The sequence below is a fragment of the Pararobbsia alpina genome (genome assembly GCF_965118125.1).
Lineage (GTDB): Bacteria > Pseudomonadota > Gammaproteobacteria > Burkholderiales > Burkholderiaceae > Pararobbsia > Pararobbsia alpina_A.
In genome coordinates this window covers 2,278,896-2,292,026 of the sequence record NZ_OZ221288.1, presented here as the reverse complement: position 1 = coordinate 2,292,026, position 13,131 = coordinate 2,278,896, and the positions used below count along the sequence as shown (strand labels likewise).

At 61.3% G+C, this 13,131-nt stretch carries 12 protein-coding genes; 2 read left to right on the top strand and 10 right to left on the bottom strand.

Annotated features, from left to right (window positions below; genetic code table 11):
• Window positions 1-9 precede the first annotated feature (9 nt).
• Window positions 10-138 carry an MFS transporter small subunit gene (locus ACMFWR_RS28325; protein ID WP_413195696.1) on the top strand — a complete coding sequence of 43 codons (129 nt, stop codon included), beginning with the start codon at window positions 10-12 and terminating at the stop codon, window positions 136-138.
• Between the two features lie 94 nt (window positions 139-232).
• Here the strand turns inward: ACMFWR_RS28325 and ACMFWR_RS28320 are convergent, their stop codons facing one another.
• The 7 genes from ACMFWR_RS28320 to ACMFWR_RS28290 form a co-directional block, all read right to left on the bottom strand.
• The gene (locus ACMFWR_RS28320) at window positions 233-1,093 is read right to left on the bottom strand and encodes an IclR family transcriptional regulator (RefSeq protein WP_413195695.1); all 861 of its coding nucleotides are present in this window, start codon (window positions 1,091-1,093) and stop codon (window positions 233-235) included.
• Window positions 1,094-1,241: 148 nt separating this feature from the next.
• Window positions 1,242-1,850 (bottom strand): glutathione S-transferase N-terminal domain-containing protein, encoded by a 609-nt coding sequence (locus ACMFWR_RS28315; protein WP_413195694.1) that lies wholly within the window; start codon window positions 1,848-1,850, stop codon window positions 1,242-1,244.
• Window positions 1,851-1,985: 135 nt separating this feature from the next.
• Window positions 1,986-2,804: an SDR family NAD(P)-dependent oxidoreductase gene (locus ACMFWR_RS28310; RefSeq protein ID WP_413195693.1), complete on the bottom strand. Its 819-nt coding sequence runs from the start codon at window positions 2,802-2,804 to the stop codon at window positions 1,986-1,988.
• The gene (locus tag ACMFWR_RS28305; protein ID WP_413195692.1) at window positions 2,801-4,534 is read right to left on the bottom strand and encodes an FAD-dependent oxidoreductase; all 1,734 of its coding nucleotides are present in this window, start codon (window positions 4,532-4,534) and stop codon (window positions 2,801-2,803) included. Before ACMFWR_RS28305 ends, ACMFWR_RS28310 begins: the two co-directional genes overlap by 4 nt.
• A 100-nt stretch (window positions 4,535-4,634) precedes the next feature.
• Window positions 4,635-5,399, bottom strand: a complete 765-nt coding sequence (locus ACMFWR_RS28300; RefSeq protein ID WP_413195691.1) for an SDR family NAD(P)-dependent oxidoreductase — start codon at window positions 5,397-5,399, stop codon at window positions 4,635-4,637.
• Window positions 5,400-5,451: 52 nt separating this feature from the next.
• Entirely contained in the window at window positions 5,452-6,765 is a 1,314-nt protein-coding gene (locus ACMFWR_RS28295; RefSeq protein ID WP_413195690.1) for an MFS transporter, read from the bottom strand.
• 99 nt (window positions 6,766-6,864) lie between these two features.
• Window positions 6,865-7,641: an SDR family NAD(P)-dependent oxidoreductase gene (locus ACMFWR_RS28290; protein WP_413195689.1), complete on the bottom strand. Its 777-nt coding sequence runs from the start codon at window positions 7,639-7,641 to the stop codon at window positions 6,865-6,867.
• 213 nt (window positions 7,642-7,854) lie between these two features.
• Between ACMFWR_RS28290 and ACMFWR_RS28285 the strand changes: the two genes are divergently transcribed.
• Window positions 7,855-9,165, top strand: a complete 1,311-nt coding sequence (locus tag ACMFWR_RS28285) for an ABC transporter substrate-binding protein (RefSeq protein ID WP_413195688.1) — start codon at window positions 7,855-7,857, stop codon at window positions 9,163-9,165.
• On the opposite strand, the gene ACMFWR_RS28280 is transcribed toward ACMFWR_RS28285, so the two are convergent.
• The 3 genes from ACMFWR_RS28280 to ACMFWR_RS28270 form a co-directional block, all read right to left on the bottom strand.
• The gene (locus tag ACMFWR_RS28280; protein ID WP_413195687.1) at window positions 9,141-11,777 is read right to left on the bottom strand and encodes an ATP-binding protein; all 2,637 of its coding nucleotides are present in this window, start codon (window positions 11,775-11,777) and stop codon (window positions 9,141-9,143) included. The genes ACMFWR_RS28285 and ACMFWR_RS28280 overlap by 25 nt on opposite strands.
• A 233-nt stretch (window positions 11,778-12,010) precedes the next feature.
• Window positions 12,011-12,601 carry a VOC family protein gene (locus ACMFWR_RS28275; protein WP_413195686.1) on the bottom strand — a complete coding sequence of 197 codons (591 nt, stop codon included), beginning with the start codon at window positions 12,599-12,601 and terminating at the stop codon, window positions 12,011-12,013.
• A gap of 24 nt (window positions 12,602-12,625) precedes the next feature.
• A complete protein-coding gene (locus ACMFWR_RS28270) occupies window positions 12,626-13,078 on the bottom strand; it encodes a nuclear transport factor 2 family protein (RefSeq protein ID WP_413195685.1) in 453 nt (150 codons plus the stop codon).
• Between the last annotated feature and the right edge of the window lie 53 nt (window positions 13,079-13,131).

Below are 13,131 nucleotides of genomic sequence, written 5' to 3'. Positions count from 1 at the left end.
GACACGAACATGACAACGCAAACCGCCGTTTCGAAGACAAACCCCGCCAAGCTCGCGATCTTCTGGATCTACGTGCTCGTGCCGCTTGCATGGGGCGTCGTGAACACGCTGATGCAGGCGATGAAGCTGTTCAAGTAAGCCGGATGGGCCCGAAGCGGCGATGAGGCCGCTTCGAGTGATTCAGTACCGAGGGGCTGAGTTCTGTCACGAACAGGACTCAGCCCTTTTCTGTTTACGACGGCGCGCCGAGCCGGGCGCTCGCCGAACGTCCGAATGCCGAGAGCGCGGTTGCGATCGGACCTTCCGGACTCACGTCGAAGACGGCTTCCGGCCCCATCGTCGTAACGACTCCGGCGACTTCCATGCGTGCGTCGAAGATTGGCACGGCCATCGCGCCAACACCCGGAACCATCAGGCCTTGAATCGCCGAACGCCGCTCGCGCCGGATCTGCTCGAGCCGTGCCGACAAGGGTGAGTTCGGGTCATGCAGCGCATCCTGCAGCGCCTGCGGCTCGGTTTTGGCAATGGGATCGCGCTCACTCGGCGGCATAAAGGCCGCGAAGAGCAGACCCGTTGCCGATGTCAGCAACGGCATGACGGCACCGACGCGCGTAAGAATGGTGACCTGGCCGACGTTTTCGACCACCCGCACGACGGTCGGGCCGTGATTGCCCCAGACCGCCAGAAAGCACGTGTGATGAATCTCGTCGCGCAGCGCGGGCAGCATGTCGGAGATATTGCCGACTACATCGATATTCGCAAGCGCCGCGAGGCCGATCGTGACCGCTTCCGGGCCGAGCTGATAGCGCCCTGTCTGTTTGTCCTGCGCGGCGAGTCCGCTCGCGATCATCGCCTGCAGGTAGCGGTGGACCTTGGCCGCAGCCATGTCCGTGAATTCGCTGATGCTCGACAGCGAGGCAGACGGCCCGAGCCGAGCGAGGGCCTTGAGGACCTCCGCGCCAGTCTCGGCAGACTGCACGCGCTGTCGCGTATTGGTTCGTGTGCTGCTTGTCATGGTTGCGCCGTGCGCCTTGCCTTCTTTGGCCAGACCAGAAGGTACGCGATGCACGGGCGGTTCGGCAAGATCGGCCATCTTCTGCGCCTCGCAAATAGCAGATGCAGTCAGCGACGCACCGAAGCAGGGTCGGCCCGGGGCCGGGCCCTTGCCGGGCTCGATGACGGGGACGCGGCCAGACCGGAGTCCCCGGCTGGCGCGGTGAGATAGGGCGCGTGCCGCTGGACTAAGCCGTGACGGGATGTTCGGTCCGGACCATCGAGTCGCGCTCGCTGAAGCGCTCATAGAACGCGGCCAGGCCCGGACGGCTGCGCCAGGGCTCCTCGGGAAACCGCAGATCCAGATAGCCGAGCGCACACGCGATCGAAATCGTGCCGATATCGACGCGATCGCCGAACGACGGCGACCACGCTTCAAGGCGATCGAGCACATCGACGACTTTCTCGTGCTGACCCCGCTGCCACGGCTCGAAACGCAGGCCATCGGGACGAATCACCTGCTCGTAGCGCATCAGAAGCGCAGCATTGAGCAAGCCGTCGGCGAGAGACTGCTCCATCAGCCGTTGCCAGCGTGCTTCGCCGCTCGCCGGAATCAGCTTGTTGCCGCCCGCGAGTGCGTCGAGATATTCGCAAATCACGCGGCTGTCGTAGAGCTCCGCGCCGTCATCGGTGAACAGCGTCGGCACTTGTCCGAGCGGATTGCTTTCGATGATGTTCTTGTCTCGCGCGACGGGATGCGCCGCGCAGTCGAGCTTTTCGATGTCCAGACCCAGTTCGGCAGCGCTGACCAGCACCTTGCGCACAAACGGGGAAAAGGGCGAAAAGAATACTTTCATGTCGAATCCTTGGTTTTCAATGCGTATTCGTTGTGACGCTGTGTCGATGGGCTTTGGGTCCCTGCGGGGTTGCACCCTTGTACCGACCCGAACGGTTACGGCGTCTATCCGCTCCCGTTTCGTCGTCGAAGCGTATCAGGAGCGACCATGCAACGCGTAGTCCGTGCCGTGACGGTGCGTGAGAAACCCGCTTGTCAGCCCGCCGTCGACTTCGAGAATGCTGCCGGTCACATACGACGCCGCGTCGGACAGCAAAAAGCCGATGGTCTGCGCAATTTCTTCGGGCCGTGCGAAACGGCCGAGGGGCGTGCGGTCGAGCATCACATCGTCGCGGAAGTGCTCGGGCACGCCCACGTTGAGCATCGGTGTGTCGACGCCATTCGGCGCAACCGCATTGACTCGGATGCCGCGATTGCCCCATTCGCTCGCAAGGCTCTTGACCAGACCGACGAGCCCCCACTTCGAGGCCGCGTAGTTCGCGCGTCCGGGTTGCCCGCCCTTAGCGGTAATCGAAGCGATGCACACGATGCTGCCGCGACGGCGCGGCAGCATCACATTCGCCGCCGCCTTGCACGTCAGGAATGTGCCGCGCAAATTGATATCGAGCACGAGGTCCCATTGCTCGGCGGTCATGTCCTCGGCCGGCGCGCTTCGGGCGAGACCGGCGCACGGCACGACGTCCGTGATTGCACCGAGCGATTTCTCGACGCGTGCAACGAACTCCTGCTGGGCGGCTTCATCGCGCACATCGATAACGGCGCCCAGAAATTGCACGTCCGGATTCAATTGCGCGCGCAGCGCTTCAAGCCCTTCCGCGTTCTGATCGGCTGCGGCGATATGCACGCCGATCGACGCGAGGTAACGGCACACCGACGCGCCGATCCCGCTCGCCGCGCCTGTGACAAGCGCGACACGACGTTCCTGCAGTGCATTGGAAGACGCATTCATATTCATGCCTGTGCCTCCAGCTCGACGGACTTCGCACGCACGATGGTCGGATCGGCGATCGTACGGCCTGCGATGTAACCAAAGGTGAGCGCCGGTCCGAGCGTGATCCCCGCGGCCGGATAGGTGCCGCCCATGACGGAGTTCATATCGTTGCCGCACGCAAAGAGTCCTTCGATCGGACAATCCTGCGCATCGAGCACACGTGCATGCGAGTCAACACGCAGGCCAGTCGCGCTGCCGATATCGCCGGGCCACACTTGCACGGCGTAGAACGGTCCCGTCTCGATCGCGCCGATACACGGATTCGGCGTATGCGATGCGTCGCCCAGATATCGGTCGTACGCCGACTCGCCACGCCTGAATTCAGCATCGTGACCGTCGGCCGCCGCACGATTGATCTTGATCACCGACTGCTTGAGCGCGGCCGCGGGCACGCCGATCGCACCGGCCAGCGCCTCGATCGAGTCGCCGCGATACAAATACTTGCTGTCGATAAAGCGCTGAACGTTACCGGTGCGCGGCCTGACGAGACCCAGGCCGTAGCGCTTCAGGAACGTGCTGTCGCAGATCAGCCAGGCCGGGATGCACGGCGTCTTCTCATGCTCACGATGCATCGAATCGACAAAGTCGTGATACGACGATGCCTCGTTCGCGAAGCGCTGCCCTGCCGAGTTGACCGCAATCAGGCCGGGCTTCTGACGATCGGTAATCAGATGCGGGAACACGGTCTCTTTGCCATCGGCGCCACGCAGGATCGACACCGGCGCCCAGAACGCCGCACCCGCGTTGCCCTGTTCAAGACGGCCGCCGATCTGGCGGGCGAGCGTCATACCGTCGCCCGTATTGCCGGACGGCGACATCGACCGGTGCACTGCCGCATGCGGAATCAACGCCGCGCGCAGTGCGCTGTTCTGAGGGAAACCACCCGTCGCGAGCACCACGGCACGACGTGCCTTGATCACACGATCTTGCGCACCTTGCCGGATGCGCACACCCGACACGCGCCCGGCATTGAGCCCGGCTTCCGTGATCAGTTCGGCAATCTCGATGTTGCGATGCATGTCGATGCGCTTGTCGAGCGCGGACTTGAGCAGTCGAGCAGCGAGCGCATTGCCGAGCAACAGGCGCGTGCCACGCCGCCATTTCAGGCGGTCGCGCAGATAGCGGGCAACGAGCGACGTCGCGTGTGAGAAGTTCGACCAGCTGCGGTGCAGGTTCAACAGCGCGTCGATGTCCTTGCGGTTGACCATCATGCCGCCGAGCGCGAGGAAACTGGGTAACGGTGGCCGTAACAGATTGAAGGCCTCGCCGAGTTCGCGTCCGTCGAACGGCGCCGGATCGATCGTGCGACCGCCCGTCGATGCACCTTCGAGCTCGGGCTTGTAGTCGGGCGATACCGCGCGCGGAATGAATTTCAGGCTCGTATGGGCGTCGAAGAATCGGACCATTGCCGGGCCGTACGACAGATAGGCGTCCATCATCTCGGGACGCAGTGCACTGCCCACGGTCTGGCGCAGATACGTGATCGCCCGTTCGCGTGAGTCCGTATGCCCGACCGACGCCATCAAGGGATTCTCGGGGATCCAGACCGCGCCACCCGACACCGCAGTCGATCCGCCGAAGTATTCGGTCTTTTCCAGCACGACCACTGAAAGTCCCGCGATCTTGCACGTCAGCGCGGCGCTCAACCCTGCGGCGCCCGAGCCGACGACGATGACGTCGTATTCGTTTTCCATCTGTGTTGCCACCCTATCTATTGAAACTGATTGCGCGGGTTCTGCGACTGACGGCGTGCCGTGCCCGCAGGTCACCGTCGTCGATATGGAACCCTTCGCCTTATTGCATGCGATAGCCGCCGTTGACGTCGATCGTCGTACCCGTTTGATACCCCGCGCCGCGCGATACCAGATACGCCACAGCGTCGGCCACGTCTTCAGGCAGGCCAATACGGCCCAATGGAATCGCACTGGCGGCTTGTGCGTCCTTCTCGGGCGAGAGCGACTGGCGCAGCATCGGCGCATCGATCAGCCCCGGCGCGACCGCATTGACGGTGACGCCGCGCGGCGCGAGCTCACGCGCGAGTGCCTTGGTGAAACCCAGAATGGCCGCTTTGCTGGCGATATAAGCCGCGTTCGAGCGATAGCCTCCAATTTGCGCCGTCACCGACGAGATGGTCACGATGCGGCCGAACGTGGGTTCGTCGGGCAGGCGACGCGCGAACTCGCGGCAAGTCAAAAAGCAGCCGGTCTGATTGATCGTGACCGTGCGTTGCCAATCCGACAGCTCCGTCTCGATCACAAGCGGCCGGTCGCCATTGGGCTTGAAATGCAGAATGCCCGCTGCGGCGACCAGCACGCTCGGACGACCCAGTCGTTGTGTGACCGCATCGAAAGCGCTGGCTACGGAGACTTCATCGGCCACATTGAGGCCGACACCGATATGACCTTCTCCGGGCAGCGAAGCCGCGACACGCTCCGCGGCCGCGCCGTCGAGGTCCGTGACGGCGACGATGTGCCCCGCGTCCGCCAGGTAACGGCAGATGGCCGCGCCAATACCGCCGGCTCCACCCGTGACGATCGCGATTTCGCTGTGCTGCTTCATGCTCGTAATCCTTTGCTAGACGAAATGAAACTGAATGCCCGACGTATCTGAATCACGCGAGTACCGATGCCCGCGCCGCGGCGGCCTTGCGATGTGCATACGCCGGCGACAGCGCAAGCAATGCGACCAGACCGATAAACACGAACACACCGAGCGTCGCGACGGCGATCTTGAAACTGCCGGTGCTTTGCGTGAGGAAGCCAATGATTGCCGGGCCGAAGAACCCACCGAGGTTCGATACAGCGTTGACGAAGGCAAGCGCGGCAGCCGCGGCCGTCCCGCTGAAGAACATCGTCGGCAACGTCCAGTACGGAGGCATCGATGCATAGAGACCGATCATCGCGACGCAGAACGCCGTCATGGCCACGACCGGCTGGCTCAGCGTGAATCCGGCCACGACGAACGCGATGGCGGCGACGAGCTGCGGAATGATCACGTCGCTCAGACGCATCGTGCGGCGACGGCAACGACGGGCCCAGACGAGCATCGCGATCGCACCCAGTGCGTTAGGCAGTGCGCTCAGCAGACCGACTTGCAGCGTCGACACATGGAACGTCTTGATGATCTGGGGCAACCAGAAGCCTGCACCGTAGAAACCGATGACGAAGCAGATGCCTGTGAACGTGATCACCAGCGTGCGCCAGTCAAACAGCGTGGCAAACACACCCGACGCGCTGTGCGCCTGGTCTTCGCCGAGTTCCTTGTCGATCTTTTCCTGAAGCCAGGTGCGCTCTTCGGGCTTGAGCCACTTCGCCTGCACCGGACGATCGAGCAGCACGCGGTACGTGAAGATGCCGAACAGCACCGCCGGAATGCCCTCGACGATAAAGATCCAGCGCCAGCCCGGCAGGCCCATCACACCGTCGAATGCCTGCAGGATGAATGACGAGATCGGTCCACCGATCGCCGCTGCGATCGGCAGCGAGATCATGAAGCGCGCGACGATCCGCGTGCGCTGTTCACGCGGGAACCAGAAGGTCAGATAGAACAGCACGCCGGGGAAGAAGCCCGCTTCGCTGATGCCGAGCAGAAAGCGCATCGCGTAGAAGCTGTACGGACCGGAGATCATCGAGGTCGCGAGCGTCACGAGCCCCCAGACGATCATGATCCGCGTGAGCCATACCCGAGCGCCGAAGCGCACCATCATCAGGTTGCTGGGCACTTCGAACGGGCACATGCCGATAAAGAAAATGCCGGCGCCCAGGCCATACATCGCGGGTGTCAGGCCGATGGCCTTGTTCATCGTGAGCGCCGCAAAACCGACATTGGTGCGGTCGATAAAACTCACGATATACAACACGAACATCAGCGGAATGATCCGCCACGCGGTCTTGCGCAATACGGCCGCTTCGTCAAACGCCTGCATGATGGTGTCTCCTTGGGTAATCGGCCTGCGTGTTCGCTGTGTACGCCTCTGGTGGGCGGGCCGTGTCAAATTTGATTGCGTCGCTGTGCCGTGCCCGGGCTAGATGCCCGTCGCGCCGCCAAGCGACTTGCCGCCGTCGACCATCATGATCTGGCCGGTGACGAAGTCCATTTGGGGTGAAGCAAAAAACGCAACCGCGTTGGCAATGTCCTCCGGGCGCGCGGCGCGGCCCGTGGGTTGCAGTGCCAGTTGTGCCGCGCGACGCTCGGGCGTCAGCGCCTTGAGCATCGGGGTGTCGACGAGACCCGGCGCGATGGCGTTGACGAGAATGCCCTGCGGCATCAATTCGAGCGCCATCGCTCGCGTCAGGCCGACGACAGCGGCTTTGGCGGCGACGTAATGCGCGTGGTTCTTCGCGCCGAGGTACGCGCGCGACGCGATGTTCACGATCTTTCCGCCCTTGGGCAGACGCGTCGACGCGTGGCGCGACAGCCGGAAGACGGCGATCAGGTTCAGTTCGTAGTGCCGGCGGAAATCCTCGGCCGTGAGATCGATAAACGAGCGTTCGTCAAAGATTCCGGCGTTGTTGACGACCGCGTCGAGGCGCGGCAATTCAGCCACCAGCCGCGCCACGGCGTCTTCGTCGCGCAAGTCGACGACCGCGCTTTGCGCCGACCCGCCGCTTGCGCGAATCCCTTCAGCCACCGCCTCGGCGGCCTCGTGCGCGATGTCGATCACGCAGACGTGAAACCCGTCAGCCGCCAGTTTCCGCGCGATCGCCGCCCCGATTCCACCGCCTGCACCCGTCACCGCCGCCACCGGCTTCGACCCGTTTTGTGCTGTCTCCTGCACGCCCTGCTCCTGCGGATTGCTCATTTCGACGTCACCGACTCATTTAACGTAATTCATTACGCATAGCGTAAATCAGTGCCAAAGTGAGTCAATGCTCCGAAACCCTAGGGTGGGGTTTGCGGATATCTCGAATCCAGCTATATCCTCCCGCGCTAGCAAGCGGTTGTGATTGCCGGATGACCGCGCAGTCGCAGATGTTTCGCCAGCAACTGATTTAACTTCGGTCGGAGAATCTCAATGTGTTTTGGGCAGTACACCGTGATAGGTCGGCAGCTTCGCAAGTACGGAGCGGTGTGGGTCGCCCTCTTCACCTTAGCGGCATCCAGCGCAATCGCCTCGGCACAAACCACCACCATCACGGTGTGGGATTTCAAATCGGGAGACCCCACGCTCGCGGCGTACTTCCAGCAGACAGTCAAAGATTTTGAAGCTGCGCATCCGGGTGTCGTCGTCAAGCATGTCGCGCAACCCCACGACCAGTATTACTCGTTGCTGGGTGCTGCAATCGGTGCGAATCAAGGACCGGACATCGTTATGCTGCACGGAGGCTCCCCGACCCGCGAGCGGGCCGGAGCGCTGGTAGCGCTGAATCCGGAACTCGGCGGGCTTCGAGATCGCCTCGTCGGATGGGAGGCGTTTTCGGGTGTGAACGAGACCATCTACGCAGTCCCACTCACGTTGCAAGGCCAGGTCGTTTACTACAACAAGGATATATATCGCAGAGCCGGACTCGATCCTGACAAGCCTCCGGTCACGTGGGCGGAACTCGACGCCGACTGCACTCGGATCATCGCAAGATTGCATATCGCATGCTTCGCGATGGGCAACAAGGATGGCTATGGCTCGATGTTCTTCTTCAATTCAATCGCGGCGAATTCATGGAGCAACGCTCAGCGAGCCGCTTGGGCGGACAGAAAGCTCGCGTGGAGCGACCCTGCTGTGAGCAACATCCTGCGTGTGTGGGTTGAGAAGTCGAAAGCAGGCTGGTACACGAAAGGGGTCAACTCGACTGCGACATTCCCCGACGAGTACGATCGATTCATGCGCGGAGAAGCCGCGAATGTTATCGGCCTCGTCTCGGACACCGCGCACTGGAAGCAATTCGAAGCGGTCCTCGGTCCCGACAAGGTCGGAAGCTATTTGCCCGTCGCGCTGCCGGGCTCAGCCGGTGCCAATGCAACGGGTGCGAAACTCTCGCTGCCCATTGCCGGAGGCATCGGGTGGGCGATCACGCGATGGTCTCCCCATAAAGACCTTGCACTCGAATACGTGAAATCGATGGTCTCGAGCGCGCACCTCAGGACGCTGTTCGAGGCAGGCGGAGCGATGGTGTCCGATGGTCAATTCTCGCGCGATGGAATCGACAGCCCGAATGGAAAGAAAATCCTTGAATGGATTGCTTGCTGTCGCGCTCCGATGCCACAGAATTCTATCGGGTTGTCCGAAGTTGAAGTCTTGCGTCGAGATACGCAGCGTATGTTTGACGGATCGATGTCTGTGGACGCCGCGATGTCTGAACTCGATCAGACTCGCACATCATCCAAGTAGCTTGCTGACACTGCACGAAGCTCCTCGAGATACCAAAGGTTGCCCGACAGTTCGCACTCGCCAATGACTTCGGACAGGAAATCAATTGCGCCGGAGGATCGGCCAGCCGTGTGCAACGCGCGCGCGTACTCAATGGCAACCAGCGGATAGACCGCCAGATAGTGTGTCTGCCTGAGTCGTGCGATGGCCGTCTCGAAGCTACGGAGCTCGCTCGAATCGAGGTGCGAGTTCATCGCGCGCGCGACCCACATAAACGCATCACAGCACTGAAGCCAGATATGGAGTGCGGCTTTTTTGCACTCACGAGCCAGCTCCTCGACCGCATCCACCAGCGCGACGGAATCTCGCGTAAAGATGGCGATGGATACACTCGCTTCAAGCAGGATATAGGCTAAGGTCAATTCGTGACCGAATGTCCTGCCGTCGTCCTCGGCCTCGCGCGCCATGGCAAGGGCGCCCTCGCGATCGCCCTGAAACCACAACACTCTGGCAAGCGTCGCCTTAGTGACCGCAGCCTGACCGGTGCGTATCCCGGTGATCACCCACTTCTTCGTGTCAAGCTCGTCAGAACTGAGCGCCGTTTCAAGCTCGACCGCAGCCTCCTGGTGACGTCCGAGGTAGTGCAACGCAATGCCATACAGTCGGTGACTCAGGGTTGCCTGGAAAGTGCTTCCGCGCGTTGAAGCGAGTTTGTCAAACTCCTTGACGCGGTTGAGCGCCGTATAGGCGAATCCGCCGTACTGGCTCGCGTTCCAAAGACCCCACATCGCACGTAGCTGGTGACTAAACGCGTCGTGCGCCAAGGCGACAGCCAGTGTTTGTTCCCACAGCGTGTACACAAGCGGGCTTGGACCTTCAATGTAAACAAGCGCAGCGGCATACGCGCACAGCAGATTCAAGTGAACCGTCGGCAATTGCTCTTCAAGCGAGGCATCGCGCAGCGCCTGCAGCGCCTTTGAAGACCAATAGGTGCACTCGTCCAGGGCAGACAGCTCGAAGAAGTGCGATGCAGACTGCGATGCGAGTTCAATGCCGAATCGCACGTCACCGAGCGGGCTGAACGCCCACGTCATCGCGGAACGCAAATTACCGCGTTCAGCCTCAAACTCGGGCCACGTTTGAATTCCCGCCGCTTCGCGGACCGCGATGCGCACATCGGCCACAAGGCTCTTGAAAAACTCTGCGTGCGCTCGATCGGCGGCGGCCTTTTCGCCGTTGGCCTCCATACAATCGATGGCATAGGCTCGCGCGCTGTCGAGGAGCTGGTATCGCGTTGCGCGCGTGCGATCCATCGAGATCAGCGATTTAGACGCCAAGCTTGCGAGTGCCTCCGTCGTGTCTTGCGACGTCAGGCCAAAGCCCGTTGCGAGCGACCACGCCCCTTCCAGAGAAAAACCGTCGACAAACACGCCGACGAGCCGGAACACTAACTGCTCCTTCGCAGAGAGCAATCGGTAGCTCCAGTCAAAGACAGCCCTGAGCGTCTGATGCCTCGGCAACGCGTCGCGCGAACCGCCGGTCAGAATGGCAAACCTTCGGTCGAGATTGGCCCTTATCGCTTCCAGTCCAAGACTGGCGGTACGAGACGCGGCGAGTTCGATCGCGAGGGGAATTCCGTCCAGCCGTCGACAAATATCGGCGACCATCGACAGCGTGGCCTCGTCGTTGACCAAAGGCATCGAGAATCGCTGCGAGCGGTAAGTAAACAGGCGCACCGAGTCAGCGGTCTCGAGTTGCTCGAGCGTGGCGCCCTCCGGCGGACACGCCAACGTCGGCACCCAGTAGAGGGCCTCGCCGCTAATGGCAAGTGGCTCACGACTTGTCGCAACGACGCGGATATCGGAATGGGCGGCGGTCAAGTCAACGGCGATCGCGGCCGCTACGTCGATGAGATGCTCACAGTTGTCCAGCACGAGCAGGCAGCGCGTCCCCTTCAGCGCGCCGACCAGTTGATCGACCGAAACCGCGGTACCACGGGCTGTGTCGGAAAACGCGGAAAGCAGCGCTTCCCTCGCCTGTCTCTCGGTCGAAATCGACGACAGCGAGATGAAGCGGACGACCTCGAAGCGATCGCCAAGGCTTCGACAAAGTTCGACAGCGAGACTGGTCTTTCCGATTCCGCCTGCCCCTACCAGCGTCACAACTTGCCGAGAGGTCATCAGATCGACAACGTCCGCAATCGCCGTCTCGCGCCCAAACAACGTGTCGACGTATGGCAATTCCTGATGCGTGGCGCGTCGGGTTCTTCCAGGAGCGTGGATGGGTTGAGCGAGCAGGATATAGCCGCGTCCGGGAATCGTCTGTATCAGCGACCGCTCCGTGCCGAGCGCGCGACGCAACGACATCACGTGCACCTGCAGCGTGTTCTCTTCCACATCGCGATCTCGCCAGACCAGCTTGGCAAGATCCTGCTTGGTCACCAACGACCCTCGGTGCTCGATCAGTACAGCGAGAATCGCATACGCGCGACTGCTCAGCGACACGCGCCCGTTATCGCGTGTGACCGTCCTTTGTTCGAGATCGACTTCCAATGGACCGACTTGCTCGACGGCCGGTCGTCGTGCCGGCGGGCGATGCGACGCGTCAATATCACTACCTGGAACTACGTTCAATCGTCAATGCTCCCACGTCCTCGATAACGTCGAGGTGAGGGACTCTTGCGGTAAGTCCCCAACGTGCCGGACGATATCCTCGACGCGAGGAATTATATCGTCATCAGTATGGCTTAACGGTCTAACCGAGGAGCGCGCGCCAGGAACATGTCAACGGCCGTAGTCCAGTGAAGGGATGAAACGCCTTACCGTGTACAACATTCGCTAAACCGTTTCATTGCCTTCAAATGACCTCACTCGTTCGGATGCTTGGGGTCCCACAGCTTGACGCTCTTCGACTTCTCATACGCTTTACCCTTCGGGTAACCGACGAGTTCCATTTCCGAGCCCCAAGGCGAGCGGAAATGCACCCATGTCTCGCCGGCAGTGTCGCCGCTCTCCATTTTCATGGGTTCGCCAAAGACCGTAATGCCTTGAGACTTGAGGTAGGCGGCACCGGCTTGCACATCGTCGGTGTAGAACGCGATGTGAGACGCACCCAGATCTTCGTTGTTCGGGATCACTGTGCTTCCTGTCGAGTTCTTGTATTCGAACAACTCAATGTTTGAACCCGTCCCGCAACGCAACATGGCGATCGAAACGCTATCGGCGCGCGCGGCGACCTGGTGCGTGCGATCCTCGGACAGCGAACTGGTCAGCTTGAAGGGACCGATAAACGTGACAGGCTTGCATCCGAATGTCGTCGAGAGGAAGGCCTCTGCAGCTGCGAGATTGGGAACATTGATGCCGACGTGGTCAACGCCAGCGGTATGGATCGCAGGGGTTTGAGCCGAGGCGGTTGCACTCAATACGAGTGCCGAGAGCAATGCAGCGATGAATTTCATGATGATTCGGGCAGGTGTGGAAAGTTAGTTTTTGTTAAGGAATACGCGCAGGCTGGCGAGCTTGCCGTCCTGAATGGAGAAAATGTCTTCGCCGCGAACGAGATTCGGATTGTCTTTAGGGCCGTAGCCCCACGTGACGCGGCCGAGCCCGTGATTCCACGAGACGGGGTCCGGCGTGAACGCGAAATCCGCGTGTTCGGTTTGAACACGCTCGATGAGTCGGTTGACGTTCGCATAGCCCGAAGCGATCTCGGCGTAGTCGGCCACAAAGATGTCGGGCGTGTAGACCGTCGGGAATTTGTCCGCACGCATCGCCTTGTCGCGCTCGTTCCAGATCTCGAAGTGGCGGTCGATCAGATGTTGAGAGACAACGATGTCTTGAGCGTCGTTGTTCATGGTGCGTACGTCCTGTGAATGAACCGTGGGCGCAGTGAGCAATGCGATCAGCCATGCGCCCGCAAAGGCTAGTTTTTTCATGGAGCTGCGGTCGAAAGAGGTCGACAACGGCCTCGATATCGAATCGGAGGCCG